The organism is Roseibium sp., from assembly GCF_965229775.1.
Lineage (GTDB): Bacteria > Pseudomonadota > Alphaproteobacteria > Rhizobiales > Stappiaceae > Roseibium.
The window spans coordinates 4,825,684-4,843,099 of the sequence record NZ_OZ245929.1; the positions used below are offsets into that span (position 1 = coordinate 4,825,684).

The following is a 17,416-nucleotide window of genomic DNA, read 5'->3' on the forward strand; positions in this document are numbered from 1 at the left end:
AGAACCTGACGCATTGCCGGAAAGAGGCGGGATCGACAGGACCGTGCCCGTCTCACCCGCCCCAACAAGGACATCGTCAGGCGCCGGCGAGCATCGCGTCCCAGCGCTCCTTGATGAACGTCTCGTTGTCGAGATACGACTCGTAAGCCGGCGTGATGATCGGCGACCCGGAAACGAATGCGAACTCTTCATCCGTCAGGTCAGTCAGTTCCCTGTTGACCAGCGGAGCGGTGCCGATGTTGCGCGACATGAGTGCCTGCGTCGCCGGATCACTGGAGAACGCCATGAACTCGTACGCTTCGCCGGTTTTCTCCGAAAGCGGGCTGAGGCACCAGGACCCGTAGCCGATCGGGTTGCCCTCGGCGGGGAAGAGCGGCTTGATGGGGAAACCGTCGGACGCCATGATGTTGGCGACGTCCAGGTAGTAGGAGCCGGCGATGACGTCTTCGTTTTTCATCGCCTGTTCCATCTGGCTCTCGGCCGACCACCAAAGCGCCACATGCGGCTTGAGTTCGGCGACCTTGTCCAGAACCGCGACGATCCCGTCTTCGCTCATCAGCGTCTCGGCGCCGTCGAAGAAGGTTTTTGCCGTGATGTCGAGCAGGCGTCCGTCGATCTTTTTCGATATTCCGAGCGAGCCTTCAAAAGCTGGGTTCTCCCAGAACTCCTTCCAGCTGGTCGGAACCGGCGTCACTTCGTTTGGGTTGATCACCATGGCGTTGAACCACGCCATTGAGCCGACGCCGACCAAACCGTCCGGACCTTCGTAGAGGAATTCCGCGTCGAGATTGGTCACCCCGGGGATTTTCGATGCGTCGAGCGGCTTGAGCATGTCGCCAATGCGCGTCGCCTTGATCATCGTGTCCTTGCCGTAGAGCGACACGTCGGCCGGCACCGTTCCGGAGGCCGCAGCCTGCTGCATTGTCACGAGCCAGTCGCTGGAGTTCGGCTGGGTGACCGACTCGACCGTTATGCCGGTCGCTTCGGTAAAAGCCGGGTAGACGAACTTCTTGAAGCTGTCTTCGAAGTACCCCCCGTAAGACCCGATCTTGATCGAGCGCGCCTGGGCGATTGCCGGCATGGCAAGCAGTGAACTGCCCGCGGCCAAAGCTGCAGTGCCAGCCGCCCCTTTCAGGATTGACCGGCGTGTCAGGTCAGCCGCGCCCCGTGTCTTGAATTTCTGCGTCATCCAGCGTGTTCCTCTCAGAATTCGGCGGCCCCTCGCTCGCCAACCTTGGTGGAACCTCATTGATTTTGAGGCATGCCTTTGGGAAAGCACATTGCATGCCAAACAAAAGTTTCAATGGAAACAGAGAGATAGAAAGATACTCGACTGTGGCGCACAGCACCGCTGTGCGATTGATAGGCGTTTTGCCTAATTTTTCTACAAACACATTTATTGTGCAGAGCGTTGTTGCTGATATCCTGAAACGGACAGTACCGCTCTGTTCCATCAAACGTGATGGGCAAGGCCGTCACCAACCACACCGTTTGCCGCACCAAACATCGGAGTCTCATCATGCGTGATCTCTTGGACCCAAACACGCTCGCTCAAGAGGCCGGTGTTGACGGAACCGATGACCAGATCGCGCTGAGTTCGGACAACGTGACGCTGCCGGTTATCGATCTGTCCGGCCTCCACGGCGACGATCCTTCGGCTCTGGCGGTTGTTGCCCGTGAGCTGGGCAAGGCGGCAAAGACATCCGGTTTTTTCTACATCCGGAACCACGGCGTCGATCAGGCCCTGATAGACGACGCGTTCGCCGCCTCCAGGGCGTTCCACACCCGGTCCCGGCGCTACAAGATGAAATACTGGTGCGGCTACAGCACCAATCATCGCGGCTATGTCCCTTTCGAGGAAAACGGCAGTGCGTTCCCAAAGACGATAAACTTCAACGAAGCCTGGGACATGTCGTTCGACGCGCCCGCCGACCATCCGGACTACCTGGCAGGCTGGCGCATGACCGGTCCCAATGTCTGGCCGGATCTTCCTGGCTGGAAAGACACGATCTCGCGCTACTATGACGCCGTATTCTCGCTCGGCCTGAAGCTGCTGAGTGCGTTCGAACTTGAGTTGGGCGTTGAAGCTGGAACGCTCCGCAAACACGTCAATTGCCCGACATCGCAGTTGCGGCTTCTGCGCTATCTGGAAAATGATGTACCGGCGAGCAAGGACTTCGTCGGTATCGAGGCCCATTCGGACTTCGAGTGCTTCACCATTCTGCTCCAGGGCGGCCCCGGCCTTCAGGTGCTCAACACCGATGACTACTGGATGGAGGCACCGCCGATCCCCGGCACGTTCATCGTCAACATCGGAGATATTTTCGAGACCTGGTCGGGAGGGCTTTACAAGTCGACGCAACACCGCGTGGTCAACACCGGCAAGGAACGGTATTCGATGCCGCTGTTCTTCGGTCTCGATTATGACGCCGTTGTTGAGCCGCTGCCGCAATTCAGAACTGCGGAGACGGCCGAAAAATATCCGCCGATCAAGGCCGGTGACCACCTTATGCGCATGACCGTCGGTGCCTTCCGGTACATATCCGATGCCGTCGACAAGGGTGAGATTGAACTCGATTTTGCCGTGCCCGAAAGCAACCCGTTCAAGCGCCCCGCGAAGACGATCGCGCAAGACTAGCCGGGCAGACCGACCGGGACCCGGGGCGCCGAGAACAGCGCCGGCAATTCCTGCCAGGTTCTCAGGACCATCGCAGTCTGCGCGAAATTTTGCGGCTGCAAACGTCCGTCTTGCCATAGCGGCACACCGTCGAAAGCAATCGTCGGATCAAGGATCATCCAGCAGATCTCACCTGGAGGTTCACTTCCGCAGGTATGAAAATGCAGAAAGCGCGGACTGCCGAAGATGTTATTTGACCAGCGATCCGGATCGGCATCGATATCGTCTTCATAAAAGCAGGCAGGATGAATGCCGGCATGCCACGAGTGGATGGCATCCTTGTCGAGACCGAATAGATCGGAAACACGGCCGTAGTGCTCTTCGATCGCCTTGATACGGGTCCTGTCACCATCGAACCCTGCAATTCGTCCCTGGCTGACCTTGGCCATGACGACGCCGTCAATTGGAACGGCCGCCGGCGAATAGGATCGCGACCCGGTGGGTGTCAGCCAGCGGGTCAGCGCCACCTGACCACTGATTGCGCGCGTGAGGACGGGCTGCGGAACGCACAGCGGAAATCTCTTCACGGAAACCTCGCCCTCGATCTCGTCCTCCATCACGACATTGCCGTGCAGGCGGGTGCCGAGAGGACAGCTGATCTCCACACGGGTCGACGCCCGTGCAATCGCATCGACTGCCTTTTTCAACGCCGTCATGGCATCGTGGCTTGTCGCCGCATAAGGGGATTTCAGTGTTTTTTCGTCCCGCGCGTAGAGCATCGCGACGGTCTTGCCGGGCAACTTGTCGACAAACCTGTCCTGGTCGCCGATACGGGCGAGGTATACGATCGCATCGTGCGCGGCCAACTGAGCTTCATAGTTTTCCGGCAGAGGGCCGTCCGGTCCGCCAACGTCAATTGTTGATACAGAACATCCCAGGGTCTCCAGCGCTGCCTTGATCAGTGTTGAAGCCCCGGCATCGTACCAGCCGAGCGCCGGATCTTCGCAGACGATCAACGCTCTGGTCCCGGCTTTCACCTTCATGCATTTTTGCAGCAGGTTGTCGACGCCGGCCGTCTTCAAGGCCTCGCTCATCTCTGTATCTCGGCCTGCACGGTCAGGAACCTGAACTCCGGTGTCTTGACCGACAGGATCCCGTGACGCATCTCGGCATCGACGCAGATACTGTCTCCCGCACGCAGATTGAATTCCTGCTTGCCGTAACCGTACGTCGCTTCGCCTTCCAGCGCGTGAACGAAGACAACGCCACTGCCGACATAGACGGGTGGAACGGCCTCCTGCCGCTTGAGCGTCACGATGCGGGCGCCGAACTGGAGATCGCGCCGCAGATGAACCGCGAGGTTTTCAAACTCGTGCACATGTTCGTCCACGATCCGGGTCGACTTGAGACCGGCACCGCTTTCCACAAACGTGTAGTCCGTATGGTCTGACGTCGTTTCACGGAACAGGCTGACAAGCGGAATTTTCAGCGCTGCGGCCAGGGCGCTCAGCGTGGAGATCGACGGAGAAACCTGTCCGCTTTCAATGCGGCTGATCATGGCTCCCGAAACGCCGGAGAGCTCGGCCAGATGCCGCGCGGAAAAGCCGTTTCTGTTCCTGAAATCCTTGAGAGCGGCACCAATCGCACCGTCAATGTCATTGTCCATGCTCACTCGGTCTTCCGGTATGCGAAGGCGCGATCGAACCGCCACTGCAGATAGTCGCCGCAGGTTATCGCATCCTCGACGGGATTGTGTTCGATACCATAGATCTCGCGCGCATCAATCATGGTTTCCGGGTTCGGATCAAAGGCCAGGACAAGCGAAAGGCGCTCCTTGCCGGAACTGTTCACGACCCTGTGCGGTGTCGATTTGTAGGCCCCGCCTGTCCACCGGGCAAGAAGATCGGCGACATTCACGACCAGGGTTCCCTCGATCGGCGGCGCCTGCAGCCAGTCACCATTGACATCTTCGACCTGCAGTCCGCCGACAGCGTCCTGGCACAACACGGTCAGCACACCAAAATCCGTGTGCGGCCCGACCCCGAACTGGTCGGCTCCCATGTCTTCCGGCTGTGCCGGATAATAGACAAAAGATGCCCGGCTCAGGGGACGCGAGGCCGTTTTGAGGAAAAATCTCTCCTCAAGTCCCAGGCCAATCGCGAAACCGCGCATGAGATGATGCGCGACTTCGTGGGCCTGCCGAAAATACTCCATGGCAGCCGGTTCCAGATCTGGAAGGAATTCGGGCCACCGGTTGCGCCCTCTGAGCGGATGATCGGCAACCGTGTCCCCGTTTTCATCCTGCATGCCCCAGACGAAGCTTTCCTTCAGGTCCGCCTTGAGCTTGTCACCCATCCTGGCGCCGCCCGGTGACAGCCATCCTCTGTGGCTGGATGACACCCGCACCGTATCTTTCTGCTCCGGCAGGCTCCTGAAAAAGTCGAAGGCGAGGCTGCGGGCCGAAGAAATGCACTGTTCGGGTATCCCGTGACCGCAGATATAGATGAAACCGAGGCCGGTGCTGGCCGCGTGCAGGGCCCTGGCGACCGAAACCGGATCGGTTCCGTCTCGCAGGGAGGTGATGTCGATGACCGGGATCTCGTTCGAATCCATCGGTTTGGCTTCAGCGTAGACCATCTTGCTGCCCGTCAGTGGTAGGATGTTGCATTTTATGCAAATTATTTATCTATATGCAACTAATCTGAGCCGTAATATCCGACAATATCTCCGTCCGTGGTGACGCCGAGACCGTTGAGATGCCGGTTCACGTAGTTGAAGTACCCGATGATCTGGTTGGCCTCCAGGATCTGGCCGTCATCGGCGCCGTGGTCCCGCAGCGCCGTCACGTCGGATCTGGTCATGTCCGCGGGCCGCAATGTGAGCTTTTCGGCGTATTTCAGTAACTGCAGCTCAAGGCCTGAAAACGCGTCTTCCGGCTGCCGGGCACTCAGGGCCGTTTCGATCTGATCCGCACGTGCGTCGTCACCGATCAGATGGCGCGCGTTGGCCCAGTGATTGGCGAGCGAGTAGGGGCAGCCGTTCAGGATCGACACATAGGAGGAAATGGTTTCCTGAAGCCATTCGGGCAGGGTGTTGGCGTCATCATGCAGGGCGGCGCGATAAAGGATGACGTGGCCCTTCATGGTGTTCGGCCTGAGGGAATGGACCCGCATCACGTTGTCGACCGTGCCATGCGGCGTCCGGGCAAGGCGAAGCACGTCCGCCAGTTCGGCACTGGCATCCTCATCGGAGATCATTTCGATCCAGGCTGTCATGGTTCCTCCTAGCCGCGTTGATCTGACTGCAGTTTCCGCTCCAGCCACCGGACCCCGGCCGAAACGATCAGGATGAGCACAAGGTATTCGAGGACGAGCACCGTGTAGATTTCCAGGGGGCGGTACTCGACGACGACAAGTTCATTGGCCTTGCGCGTCAGTTCCTGCATGCCGATCACCGAGACGAGCGAGGACATCTTCAGCATGTAGACGAGCTGGTTGCCCAGGGCCGGAAGTATCCGCCGCACCGCCTGCGGAAGAATGACATAGACCATCATGTCGGTGTAACTGAGCGAAATCGAGTGAGCGGCCTCGTACTGGCCCTTGTCGATGGATTGAATGCCGGCGCGAAAGATTTCCGCTTCAAAGGCGCTGTCCGACAAGGCGAGGGCGATCACGCCGGCCCAGAACACCGTGATCGTGAGACCGGTCATCTGGGGCAGCCCGTAATAGACCCACAGGATCAGGACAAGAATGGGCACGGCCCTGACCAGTTCGACATAGATCCTGTTGAACCGCCTCAGATACGGATTGGAAGACAGGCCGGGCAGCGCCACGGCGAGACCGAGCACGATCGAGATCACGATGGCGGTGAAGGACAGCAGCAATGTGTAGTAGAGGCCGCTCAGGAGGAACTTGAGATTGTTCCATCCGGCAGGCACCGTCGGGTCGACCACGTACCAGCCCCAGTTGCCGGAACAGCCGCTGAGCAGCAGGGCGAGGCCGCAAAGAACAGCAAGTCGGCAGACTGTCATCCGGCTCTCCCTGTGTCAGTGTGCGAGGATTTTAGAGAGGAAGTCACGGCATCGTTCCGTCCCGGGATTGCTGAAGAACTGGTCCGGTGCAGCTTTTTCGACGATCTCGCCATGGTCCATGAAAACCATCGTGTCCGCGACGCGCTTGGCGAACCCCATTTCATGGGTCACGCAGATCATCGTCATGCCGCTTTCGGCAAGCTCCGTCATGACGTCGAGCACTTCGTTGATCATTTCCGGATCGAGCGCGGACGTCGGCTCGTCGAACAGCATGATCTCAGGTTCCATGCACAGGGACCGCGCGATCGCGACGCGCTGCTGCTGGCCGCCGGAAAGCTGCCGGGGAAACTTGTCGGCCTGTTCTGGAATGCGCACGCGCTCCAGGTAGGACATCGCCAGGGCATCGGCATCCGCCTGGGACAATTTCCGGGTTCTGAGCGGTCCGAGCGTCAGGTTCTGCTTAACGGTGAGGTGCGGAAACAGGTTGAACTGCTGGAAGACCATGCCGACGGACGACCGCACTGCACGCAAACTCGAACCGGAATGGGTCAGTTTGTTTCCCCCGACTTCAATAAGGCCGTGATCGTGCTGCTCAAGCCCGTTGATGCACCGTATCAGCGTTGATTTCCCGGAGCCGGATGGTCCGCAGACCACGACCTTTTCTCCTGTAAGCACCTCAAGGGAAACATTTTTCAGGGCCTGAAAGTCTCCGAAGGTCTTTGAAACATTTTCGACTTTGATCATGGCCTTCGCGGACAAATTCGATTTTGCTCAAAAGGAAGTCTTGACCATTAGTTAGTCATGTATTTGAGTGTAGTGCAATAAATTTATCATGTAGCAAAACTGCAGTGCACAACGAACCATCACCTCATCCTGAGAGGAGAACGGCATGAAACTGATCAAGACAACGGCGACGCTTTGCTTTCTGGCACTTGCCACCCTTCCGGCGTCGGCCGAGTCGGCGCTCAACGACATTCTCAACGGCGGGGTTCTCAAGGTCGGCACGACCGGGGACTGGAACCCCATGACGATGAAGGACGTCGCGAACAACACCTATACCGGTTACGACATCGACGTCATGACCGAGCTGGCAAAGGACCTCAATGTCGAGGTCGAGTTCGTTCCGACCGACTGGAAAACACTGGTCAGCGGTGTCACGGCAGGCAAGTACCACATCACCGGTTCCGCGTCCGTGTCTCCGGCACGGGCCAAGGCGGCCGGCTATTCGACCTCCTATTTCTCGCTGGCAACCGTTCCGCTCATCCTTGAAACCAGCGCGGACAAGTTCAAGGACTGGGACGACCTCAACAAGAGCGACGTGACCGTGGCCGCAACGCTCGGCACCACGCAGGAAAAGCAGGTCAAGGATTTCTTCCCCGATGCGACGCACCAGATCGTCGAAGCCCCGGCCCGTGATTTCCAGGAAGTGCTGGCAGGGCGCGCCGACGCGCATATCACGTCCAACGTCGAGGCACTCAAGCTCGTTGAAAAATATCCGCAAATGATGATCGTGCCGGTAAGCGCCCCGAAGGCGCCGACGCCGATTGCCATGCTTCTGCCGCAGGACGACCAGGTGTGGATCAACTACGTCAACACCTGGATCGCGCTGAAGACGGAGCGGGGGTTCTTCGACGCCCTCGGCAAGAAGTGGCGGCTCAAGGAGTGACGCTTGTACGCCTGTGAACAGGGAGCAGGGGGCGTTCGAACCGGAATGCCCCTTCATCCGGCGTGCTGAAGCTCTATGCCGTCCCCGTGAGCCTCTACTGCGCCAAGCTGCGCATCGTGCTCCGCCACAAGCAACTGGAATGGGAAGAACTCCCGCCTCCCGGGGGCTACGGGTCGAAGGCCTACAAGGACCTTGTTCCGGGCGGCAGCCTGCCGGCTCTCGAACATGACGGGCATCTGCTTAGTGATTCGGAGGCAATCGCCGAATATCTCAATGAACTGCAGCCCGAACCGGACATGCTGCCGGGCGGCAGGCTCGAACGTGCCAGGATCCGCGAACGGTCGCGGTTTCACGACACCCGGCTTGAACCGGCCTTGCGCGCGCTCTTTCCGATGATCGGCCGCAATCCGGACGCCGAGGCGGTTTCAGAAAAATGGAGCGCCCTGGCGGAGAGGCTCGAACAGATGGAATCACTGCTCCCGCAGGCCACGCCGCAATTGACCCTTGCCGATTGCGGGATGCCGGTCACCTGCCTTTGGATCGATGAACTGGCGCGGCACTTTATGGCACGTTCCATCGTGAGCACCCGCATGCAGCGCTATCTTGAGGGCCTGAACGCCCACGGCGCCGTAGCCAGTGAACTTGCGCAATACGCACCGCGCCTGAAGACATGGATGGTCTCCAAATGAGACTTGATCTATGCAGCTGGCTCGAGGTGGAGGCCTATCTCCAACGAAACACGACGGTTATTTTGCCCACCGGTTCGACCGAACAGCATGGTCCGATGGGACTGATCGGCACGGATGCGCTGTGCGCCGGGACCATCGCCCGGCTTGCGGGCGAGCGAACCGGAACACTCGTCGCCCCGACGCTTGCCTATACGCCGGCACCGTTCAACACGGCGTTTCCCGGAACAATCTCTGTCTCGGCGGAAACATTCAGGACGGTGGTTGCCGAGATCATGACGGGCCTCTACGGACAGGGATTTCGCAGGATCTATGTGCTGAACGGTCATGGGGCGAACCTGGAGCCGATCCGCTTGGCCGCCAGTGGCATCGAAGCTGCCGAAGACCGGGAATTCCGGTTGCGTTCGTGGTGGGAGTTCGAGGCCGTCGGAAAACTCAGGACCGAACTCTATGGCGATTGGGAGGGCATGCATGCAACGCCGTCGGAAGTTGCCATCACCCAGGCAACCCATCGCGTCCTGCCGCCCGGAACGGCGACGCAGCCGCCCCGGAAACTGTCCGCGGACTACATCAGGAGCCACGCAGGAGACCGGCACGGCCCACCCGACGAACACCGCCGCGATTTCCCGGACGGGCGCGTCGGCTCACATTCCGCGCTCGCAAGACCTGAACACGGCACGGCCCTGATCGAGGCAGCGGTTGATGGCTTGACCGGAGATTTGCAGGAGTGGCTGGGGAACCTCCAGCCAGACCTGTTTTTATAGCATTGTTTTTATTGAGTAATTTCGTTTCTGGTTCCGCGACTTGTGCCGTGATCTTAACTGGCGATTCAACCGCACTCAGTGCATTTGATCATTTTATACCTGCCAGCGGATCATAAGAACACCAACGATCATGAGGAGCGAAATCGAGCATGCTGGCACTTGCCCAAAAGTATACCGACAAATATCTTTTTTTCATTGATGAGTCCCATGGACGAGGCATGCGGGAATTATCACCATCAACAGGTTATATACAACCTGATTTCATGCGGACTCGACCTAGAGTAGAGAATCGAGTACAAAATAGCAACCCTGGTCCACCGAAGCCCCCGACTGGCCAGTCGGGCATACCGGAGGTGGGTAACCAGAGGCCCGTGCCTGCACTGCGATTCACCCGCCTCAAAAGCGGACAAGTTGACCAGCCAGCGGGAGGCCCATGGGAGGTCTGAAGCGGTTCATGAACGTGGAAGGTCAGCCGGTTTATCCCGACAGCGGTCTATCTGTCGGAGATACGTTTTCGCTTCCTTTAGTCGGGCGGCGTCGACGCTGCCGAGATCAAGGATCGCAACTATGCGTAAATTGATTTTCGGAGTCGTGGTGAAGGTAGATTTGGCGTTATGCCTGTTTGCAATCGCTGCGATAATAAAAACACTGTCTTAGACAGGGAGGGCGCCAGCGACGGTTGGTGTCCTTTTCTTTTCATGGGTCAGATGAAAGTTAGATCGGAACGCGAGACGCAGACAGCTCTTGATTAGGTTTTAGGAATATTGCAATTTTTGCCAGCTGCTTTGAAGAATTTGAGTTGAAATCTGAATTAGCTTTCCAAAAACCGAACTGTTGGAGGTTGTTGTGAGAAGTCTGTTTCAAAACATTGCTATTGCCTCATTTCCTGCGTTAATTTTTGGCACCGATGCGATCGCAGCCACACACTGCGTTGGACAAGTGGATTCTGTGCGCCTAGTGAGAACTGAGCAGGGGGGGCAACAACTCTATGAGGTGAGTATCTACGTACTGAAAGTTCCAGACGTAATCCGGTGGCAAAAGGTGCTCAACACATATGACAGGGCAGATGCACAAAAAGAAATTGACTATTGGTTTGACATCAAAAGCGAAATTGAGAGCATAGCGGTCTATGGCCCATCACTTGGAGCAGAGATAGAATGTAAAGGAGCTGCTCCAGGAGAGTCTGTAGACGACGGGTATTTCAGCTACCAAATGATCGTTAAGTAGTCTGCAAACTTCAAAGTTTGTTCAAACTATTTGGATCGAAGGGCAGGGCGATCTTTTGCATGGCATGGAGTTTGCGCTCTAGCGAAAATTCCGCGTAGTTCTCCTCATGAGATCCTTTGCCCTTGCACCCCATGATCGCCCGGCGCAAATCATCCGATACATTAGGATCGTTGGTCGGGGCTTTAACGATGGCGTGTCGAAGCCCATAGGTAGAGCGCTTCTCCTGCTGCAGGCCACTGTCGCGCAGGAATTTGTTTGCGGCGGCGGAGAAGTTATCGGAGCCGTCCCAGTAGCGCTTGACGCCCTCATCAGCCTTTAGCGCCTTCGCAGCATTGAGCGCAACTCCTACCAGAGGAACCGCACGGATTCGCGCATTTGCCTTAAGGGTACCGTGCTCGCGCTCACTGTCGCCCTCCAGGTTATCGACAATGATGTGCGGTATCTTTGCATCAACCATCATGCGTTCGACCGGCATGCGCAGAATTTCAACTGCGTTGCATCCGGTCTCGACCAGAATAAGCAGGATGCGTCGGAGCTCTGGATTCATGGTTTCCAGTCCAGTCCCGTTGAGCCACTTATCCGCGATCCATTGCTGATCATAAGCCAGCCGTTTGCGTTTCTTTTCCTTAAATGTGCGTTTGTCGAACGGGTTGCGCTCATAATATCCCAGTCACTCTGCAACCTTCTCCCAGATCAGACGCATATCGCTGGCCTCTTTGATGCCGGCGCCGCTAGTGTATTTCTTGCCGGTCACCGGATCGCCTGCGCGGATACGTTGACTCCACCAGTCTTTAAACCCGACAGCCTGCTCGCGAGTTAAATCGAGTGGGGGGATGTCGCCGATAACTTCAATGAATCGGTTGGCCGACCGCCGTTTCTGGTTTTCGTAATTCCGCGTTTGCGATGGGCCGTGCTCGGCGGTGACCTCGATGGCAACTTTGTCGAGAAAGATCTCCAGGGCGCGCGATACATTCACATTGTCCTCGCCCTTCAACTCACCAGCGACATCCTTGATTGCAGCGTTGGCTTCCTCATTCTCAAACCCTACTTTCCTCAGTGCGGCGCCTTGCATTGTCTCCATTACGAAAGCCTAAAAGCGGCGGTTTTCGGCTTGTCCAAATAGGCCTGAATTTTTGCCGCGTTTACTGGATCTTCCATAAATGCGCGCTGACTCTTCCGGTGTATCGCGGAAGTATTTCTTTGCTTCCTCGAGGGTCTCAAGAAGCATTAGACTGTGCATCTCGCGGCGGGCTGCCTCAATGAGGATCTCACGCATTTCGGGATTGGTCGGCAAGCCTTCAACGTCTTTTCGGAAGGGGAGGAAATCAGACTGCCTGAGATAGTTGGCAGGATCACCCCGCAGAGCTCACCACTGCAGATCTAGTTGAGCGTTCAACTGATCGCGGAGCCGGATTGCTTCCATGCGACTGTCGGTGTGCAGTGATTTTTTGATCTCGCACCTGCCAACTTTCTAGACAAGGTTGGTCGGAGCCCGGCGCCGAAACAGCCACGTTCCACCGGCCAATTGCTCGAGATGTTTTTCGCTTTTACCCATAACCGCGGATTCCATTTGTGCCGCGATCATGGCGCTGGAAACGGCGGCGTCTAGCAGTTCCTAGAGTTTTTGGGAGAGATTGGCTGGGGAACCTGGATTCGAACCAGGACTAACGGAGTCAGAGTCCGCGGGTCTACCGTTAACCTATTCCCCAATCGGCCCGTCGCTGCGGGCGTCTGTTTTCAGCAGCGTTTCGAGGATGTCTCGCGAGCTTTTGAATGTGCCGCATATACATCCATCGCAATCGCGATTTCAAGTGTCGTTTTCGACTTTTTTGTGAAATCGGAAATCGATTGCATCGGCAAGGTGCAAGATTTTGAGACAGAAAGCTTTTCCAGCGCCGGGCAACCTGATACAGTTTTGGCAACGACACATTGGCCACGGTAGAAGCTGGCAAAACAGCTGCAACCGGCGGGCCTGAAAGGCAAAATCGTGACTGAGTCAGGTCAGGAACCGCCCGGAATCGGGCGACGTACCGCTGACGCGTCCGGGGAAAACGGAACTCGATCCGAGTTCAGCGGGCCAAACCGCCGGCGGCGCAAGCGCCGGTCCGGTCAGGGTCCGAAAGGCGGAGCTGCAGCCGAAAACAGGCAAGTTGCGCCGCCAGGTGACAGGGCCGATGAAGGCCAGCCTCGTCACGTTTCCGGACACGTCGATCATACGCACTCCGCACAGGATGGGGGACCGCCTGTGCAAGGAGAGGGTGCGAAGCGCCGCAAGAAGCGGCGGCGGGGGCGTGCGGACACAGAACGGCGAGCGGCAGCATCTCATCATGCGCCCTCCGAACATCCGCAGAATTCGGACGCTGTCACCAGTCCCAAGGGCAAGAAGGCCGCAAACAGGCGCGGCAGACGCCGCTGGCAAGCTTCGAAAAACGCAAAGAACGGCCAGGCTCCGCATCCGGAACCCAAGGCCGGGCAGCCTGCCTCCGGTGGGGACAGGGCACACAGCCAGGCCACGCAGGCACGCAAGGCGGACAAGAGGGTTCCGGAAGAGCGGAACCCGCGCACGCCGCCGCCCCAACATGCTGCCCGCGCCAATCCGGCAAAGGGGCCCGCGGCACGTCGTGGCAGAAACGGCGCCAACAGGTCGCCGCTCTACGCGGCGCTTGATCTCGGCACCAACAATTGCCGTCTGCTGATCGCACGCCCCGAAGACCGCGGCTTTCGTGTGGTCGATGCCTACTCCCGCATTGTCCGGCTGGGCGAGGGGGTCGGATCCAACAAGCGTCTCAGTTCCGCAGCCATGGACCGCGCCATCGATGCACTTGCCAACTGCCACCGGAAGCTTGCCGACCGCGGTGTCCTGAGATCGCGGCTGATTGCCACTGAAGCCTGCCGGGCAGCCGAAAACGGCACGGACTTCATCGATCGCGTCAAGTCTGAAACCGGTCTCGCACTGGAAGTCGTCAACCGGGAAACCGAAGCCCGTCTTGCGGTTGCCGGATGTGCATCCCTGGTCGATCATGACGCGGACGGGGTCATCCTGTTTGATATCGGCGGCGGGTCCTCGGAAATCGTCTGGCTCGATCTTCGCAACCGGTGCGGCGCGCGCGGCTACGCATTGACCCGTTTCATCCGCTCCTGGATCTCGTTGCCTGTCGGCGTCGTCAATCTCGCCGAGCGCCACGGCGGCGTTCATGTGACGCCCGATATCTTCGAAGCCATGGTCGATGATGCCGCTGACCATCTGTCCGCTTTCAGTCTTGCAGACACGCTTTCCGAAGCCATCACCTCCGGCCGCGTCCACATGCTCGGAACGTCCGGAACGGTGACCACGCTTGCCGGCGTTCATCTCGGCTTGCGCCGCTATGACAGGCGCAAGGTCGACGGCACCTGGCTGGAAGACAGCGACGTTTCGAAGATGATTGATCAGCTGCGCGACATGCCGTATGAGGCGCGCGTTGAAAACCCCTGTATCGGCGCGGACCGGGCGGACCTCGTTCTGGCCGGGTGCGCGATCCTGGAAGCGATCAGGCGCCGATGGAGCTGTTCGCGCCTGCGCGTCGCCGACAGGGGACTGCGCGAGGGCATCCTGACCGAACTGATGGCGGCGGACGGTGTCTGGTCGCATCGTTCCCCCCGCAAGCGCCAGGACAGACGGCGCTGGAAGGACTGACAATGAGCCGTTCAAAGAAGGGATCCGGCGACCGTGGCCTGCACGTGAAGGTCAAGACTGCAGCCGGCCGGAGGGAATCGTCCACCCGCTGGCTCGAACGGCAGTTGAACGATCCCTACGTGCGCCGTGCGAAGGCGGACGGGTACCGGTCAAGGGCCGCCTACAAACTCATCGAGATCGACGACAAGCACAAGCTTTTGAAACCGGGCTATCGGGTCGTCGATCTTGGCTGCGCGCCGGGCGGCTGGTGCCAGGTTGCCGTCGAGCGCGTGCAATCGAGTATCGAAGCGCCAAAGGTCGTGGGCATCGACTACCTGGACATGGACCATGTGCGCGGCGCGATCTTTCTGAAGAAGGACTTTCTCGACGACGACGCGCCCGCAGCCCTCATGGAGGCCCTCGGAGGCCACAGGCCCGATGTCGTGCTATCGGACATGGCAGCGCCCACCACCGGTCACAAGCAGACGGACCATTTGCGAACGACCCATCTGTTCGAGATCGCGATCGACTTTGCGCGGCGAAATCTCGTGCCGGGAGGATCGTTTCTGGCCAAGGTCTTCAGGGGCGGAACGGAAAACGCCTTGCTGCAGGAACTCAAAAGAGAATTCAAGACCGTCGCGCATTTGAAACCGCCGGCAAGCCGTAAGGAAAGTCCGGAGCTCTATGTGATTGCGAAGGGGTTCCGTGGGAGCAGCCTGGATTCGTCAGACTGATTGCGCGTGAACGGATCGTCAAAGGAAGGCGCTGAATGCATCACATCAAGAAATTCTCGCAAGCCCTTGAAGCGGCGTGGAGCAGTCAGTCAAGCACGCTCTGGACGGCTGAAAATCCGGCGGCGGGACAGTGCGGTGTCACGGCGCTCGTTGCCAGCGATCAGCTGGGCGCCGAGATACTCAAGACACGCTACGGCCCGATCTGGCATTTTTACAATCGAATTGATGGCAAGCGCCACGATTTTACGCAAAGCCAGTTCGACGCTCCGATTGTGTATGACGATTTGCCGTCGACACGTGACGAAGCGTTTGGCGACACCGACGCGCGTCAATACGCCTACCTGAGCGATGCGGTGAAACAGGCGCTGGCGCAGGAAAAGGCCGATTGAAAAACGCTGGGTGGGAATTCCACTTTGCATTCTGTCACCTGCATGTTATTCACCCGCGCCAACTTCTCCGGCACAGCCGAAGCGACTCGCCAGACGCAGTCTTCCCGACCGGGACTGCGTCTCTAGCTATTTTAAAGGGGAACTGGCCATGGCATCCTTCTTTGTCCCGTCGACCGGACAACAAGCACTGACATTTGATGACGTGCTGCTGATACCCGGCCATTCGGAAGTTCTGCCGGGCGAGGTGGACCTGAAAACAAAGGTCACCCGTGAGCTGGAACTGAATATCCCGATCCTGTCGTCAGCCATGGACACCGTTACGGAAGGACGGCTTGCCATCGCCATGGCGCAGGCAGGCGGGATCGGTGTCATTCACCGCAACCTGACCCTCGACCAGCAGGCCGAGGAAGTCCGGATGGTCAAGAAGTTCGAATCCGGCATGGTCGTCAATCCGCTGGTCATCGGCCCCGATGCAACGCTGCAGGACGCCCTGGACCTGATGAAAAGGTTCGGCATCTCCGGTGTTCCGGTTGTCGAGAACGGCGGAACGGGCGGGCAGGCGGCAGGCAAGCTGGTCGGCATCCTGACCAACCGCGATGTCCGCTTCGCCTCCGACAACCAGCAGAAGATCCGTGAACTGATGACGAGCGACAATCTCGTGACGGTGAGCGACAACGTCAGCCAGGACGAGGCAAAGCGTCTCCTGCACCAGAACCGGATCGAAAAGCTGCTGGTCGTGGATGATGCGCGCAACTGCATCGGCCTGATCACCGTCAAGGACATGGAAAAGGCGCAGCTGAACCCCAACGCCTCTAAGGATGCGCAGGGCAGGCTGCGCGTTGCCGCCGCCACGAGCGTCGGCGAAGAAGGCTTTGCGAGGGCCGAGAGACTGGTCGACGCAGGCGTCGACATGGTCGTTGTCGACACCGCGCACGGTCATTCTCAGAAGGTCCTCGACATGGTCGGCCGAGTGAAGAAACTGTCAAATTCGGTGCAGGTTCTTGCCGGCAACGTCGCGACATCCGAAGCGACAAAGGCGCTGATTGATGCCGGTGCGGATGCCGTGAAGGTCGGGATCGGTCCGGGCTCGATCTGCACGACACGCATTGTCGCCGGTGTCGGTGTGCCGCAGCTCACCGCCATCATGGAATCCGTCAACGAGGCGGACAAGCAGGGCGTGCCGGTGGTCGCCGATGGCGGCATCAAGTATTCGGGCGATCTCGCCAAGGCAATTGCGGCCGGTGCCGCCTCGGTCATGGTGGGGTCTCTTTTGGCCGGAACCGAAGAGAGCCCCGGTGAAGTCTATCTCCACCAGGGCAGGTCCTATAAGTCCTATCGTGGCATGGGATCGGTGGGCGCCATGGCGCGCGGGTCGGCGGATCGCTATTTCCAGGCCGAGGTGCGCGACAGCCTGAAACTTGTTCCCGAAGGCATTGAGGGCCAGGTGCCCTACAAGGGCGCGCTCGGCAGTGTCTTGCATCAGCTCGCCGGCGGTTTGCGCGCCGCGATGGGATATGTCGGCGGCCGCGACATCCTGGACTTCCAGGAAAAAGCCCGGTTCGTGCAGATTTCCGGTGCGGGCCTGCGAGAAAGTCACGCTCACGATGTCACCATCACGCGTGAAAGCCCGAACTATCCATCCAGCGTTTGA

At 58.7% G+C, this 17,416-nt stretch carries 19 protein-coding genes, 1 tRNA gene and 1 pseudogene; 9 read left to right on the forward strand and 12 right to left on the reverse strand.

Features of this window, described 5'->3' with window-relative positions; translation table 11 throughout:
• Positions 1 to 76: 76 nt before the first annotated feature.
• Complete coding sequence (locus ACO07N_RS21710) at positions 77 to 1,189, reverse strand: ABC transporter substrate-binding protein (protein WP_421983023.1); 1,113 nt, start codon at positions 1,187 to 1,189, stop codon at positions 77 to 79.
• Positions 1,190 to 1,519: 330 nt separating this feature from the next.
• On the opposite strand from ACO07N_RS21710, the gene ACO07N_RS21715 reads away from it, so the two are divergent.
• Entirely contained in the window at positions 1,520 to 2,638 is a 1,119-nt protein-coding gene (locus ACO07N_RS21715) for an isopenicillin N synthase family dioxygenase (RefSeq protein ID WP_421983024.1), read from the forward strand.
• Here ACO07N_RS21715 and ACO07N_RS21720 read toward each other — a convergent pair.
• Genes ACO07N_RS21720 through ACO07N_RS21745 form a run of 6 tightly spaced genes read right to left on the reverse strand, consistent with a single transcriptional unit; the run spans position 2,635 to position 7,391 of the window.
• A complete protein-coding gene (locus tag ACO07N_RS21720; protein WP_421983025.1) occupies positions 2,635 to 3,711 on the reverse strand; it encodes a hypothetical protein in 1,077 nt (358 codons plus the stop codon). The genes ACO07N_RS21715 and ACO07N_RS21720 overlap by 4 nt on opposite strands.
• On the reverse strand, positions 3,708 to 4,283 hold the full coding sequence (locus ACO07N_RS21725) for a helix-turn-helix domain-containing protein (protein ID WP_421984474.1): 576 nt from the start codon (positions 4,281 to 4,283) through the stop codon (positions 3,708 to 3,710). The genes ACO07N_RS21720 and ACO07N_RS21725 overlap by 4 nt, the downstream gene beginning before the upstream one ends.
• A 2-nt stretch (positions 4,284 to 4,285) precedes the next feature.
• On the reverse strand, positions 4,286 to 5,254 hold the full coding sequence (locus ACO07N_RS21730; RefSeq protein ID WP_421983026.1) for an isopenicillin N synthase family dioxygenase: 969 nt from the start codon (positions 5,252 to 5,254) through the stop codon (positions 4,286 to 4,288).
• A gap of 59 nt (positions 5,255 to 5,313) precedes the next feature.
• A complete protein-coding gene (locus ACO07N_RS21735; RefSeq protein WP_421983027.1) occupies positions 5,314 to 5,892 on the reverse strand; it encodes a carboxymuconolactone decarboxylase family protein in 579 nt (192 codons plus the stop codon).
• A gap of 8 nt (positions 5,893 to 5,900) precedes the next feature.
• Positions 5,901 to 6,647 carry an amino acid ABC transporter permease gene (locus tag ACO07N_RS21740; RefSeq protein ID WP_421983028.1) on the reverse strand — a complete coding sequence of 249 codons (747 nt, stop codon included), beginning with the start codon at positions 6,645 to 6,647 and terminating at the stop codon, positions 5,901 to 5,903.
• Positions 6,648 to 6,662: 15 nt separating this feature from the next.
• A complete protein-coding gene (locus ACO07N_RS21745; protein ID WP_421983029.1) occupies positions 6,663 to 7,391 on the reverse strand; it encodes an amino acid ABC transporter ATP-binding protein in 729 nt (242 codons plus the stop codon).
• 145 nt (positions 7,392 to 7,536) lie between these two features.
• Here ACO07N_RS21745 and ACO07N_RS21750 point away from each other — a divergent pair, with 145 nt between their 5' ends.
• The 4 genes from ACO07N_RS21750 (at position 7,537) to ACO07N_RS21765 (ending at position 10,990) form a co-directional block, all read left to right on the forward strand.
• Complete coding sequence (locus ACO07N_RS21750) at positions 7,537 to 8,313, forward strand: transporter substrate-binding domain-containing protein (RefSeq protein ID WP_421983030.1); 777 nt, start codon at positions 7,537 to 7,539, stop codon at positions 8,311 to 8,313.
• Between the two features lie 62 nt (positions 8,314 to 8,375).
• A complete protein-coding gene (locus ACO07N_RS21755) occupies positions 8,376 to 9,002 on the forward strand; it encodes a glutathione S-transferase family protein (protein ID WP_421983031.1) in 627 nt (208 codons plus the stop codon).
• Positions 8,999 to 9,763, forward strand: coding sequence for a creatininase family protein (locus ACO07N_RS21760; RefSeq protein ID WP_421983032.1), 765 nt, complete (start codon positions 8,999 to 9,001; stop codon positions 9,761 to 9,763). Before ACO07N_RS21755 ends, ACO07N_RS21760 begins: the two co-directional genes overlap by 4 nt.
• Positions 9,764 to 10,609: 846 nt before the next feature.
• Positions 10,610 to 10,990 (forward strand): hypothetical protein, encoded by a 381-nt coding sequence (locus tag ACO07N_RS21765; RefSeq protein WP_421983033.1) that lies wholly within the window; start codon positions 10,610 to 10,612, stop codon positions 10,988 to 10,990.
• A gap of 10 nt (positions 10,991 to 11,000) precedes the next feature.
• Here ACO07N_RS21765 and ACO07N_RS21770 read toward each other — a convergent pair whose 3' ends face one another.
• From ACO07N_RS21770 to ACO07N_RS21790, 5 genes and pseudogenes are all read right to left on the reverse strand, one after another.
• The gene (locus ACO07N_RS21770) at positions 11,001 to 11,537 is read right to left on the reverse strand and encodes a hypothetical protein (RefSeq protein WP_421983034.1); all 537 of its coding nucleotides are present in this window, start codon (positions 11,535 to 11,537) and stop codon (positions 11,001 to 11,003) included.
• A gap of 123 nt (positions 11,538 to 11,660) precedes the next feature.
• The gene (locus ACO07N_RS21775; protein ID WP_421983035.1) at positions 11,661 to 12,071 is read right to left on the reverse strand and encodes a hypothetical protein; all 411 of its coding nucleotides are present in this window, start codon (positions 12,069 to 12,071) and stop codon (positions 11,661 to 11,663) included.
• Positions 12,072 to 12,356: 285 nt separating this feature from the next.
• Positions 12,357 to 12,446 (reverse strand): annotated as a pseudogene (locus tag ACO07N_RS21780) (hypothetical protein); the annotation flags it as partial.
• A gap of 179 nt (positions 12,447 to 12,625) precedes the next feature.
• Positions 12,626 to 12,699: transfer RNA gene (locus ACO07N_RS21785), tRNA-Gln, on the reverse strand.
• 287 nt (positions 12,700 to 12,986) lie between these two features.
• Positions 12,987 to 13,205: a hypothetical protein gene (locus ACO07N_RS21790; protein WP_421983036.1), complete on the reverse strand. Its 219-nt coding sequence runs from the start codon at positions 13,203 to 13,205 to the stop codon at positions 12,987 to 12,989.
• Between the two features lie 30 nt (positions 13,206 to 13,235).
• Between ACO07N_RS21790 and ACO07N_RS21795 the strand changes: the two genes are divergently transcribed.
• The 4 genes from ACO07N_RS21795 (at position 13,236) to guaB (ending at position 17,416) form a co-directional block, all read left to right on the forward strand.
• Positions 13,236 to 14,663 carry a Ppx/GppA phosphatase family protein gene (locus ACO07N_RS21795; RefSeq protein ID WP_421983037.1) on the forward strand — a complete coding sequence of 476 codons (1,428 nt, stop codon included), beginning with the start codon at positions 13,236 to 13,238 and terminating at the stop codon, positions 14,661 to 14,663.
• A 2-nt stretch (positions 14,664 to 14,665) separates the two neighbouring features.
• A complete protein-coding gene (locus ACO07N_RS21800) occupies positions 14,666 to 15,376 on the forward strand; it encodes an RlmE family RNA methyltransferase (protein WP_421983038.1) in 711 nt (236 codons plus the stop codon).
• 35 nt (positions 15,377 to 15,411) lie between these two features.
• Positions 15,412 to 15,765 (forward strand): YunG family protein, encoded by a 354-nt coding sequence (locus ACO07N_RS21805; RefSeq protein WP_421983039.1) that lies wholly within the window; start codon positions 15,412 to 15,414, stop codon positions 15,763 to 15,765.
• Positions 15,766 to 15,913: 148 nt separating this feature from the next.
• Entirely contained in the window at positions 15,914 to 17,416 is a 1,503-nt protein-coding gene (guaB, locus tag ACO07N_RS21810) for an IMP dehydrogenase (protein WP_421983040.1), read from the forward strand.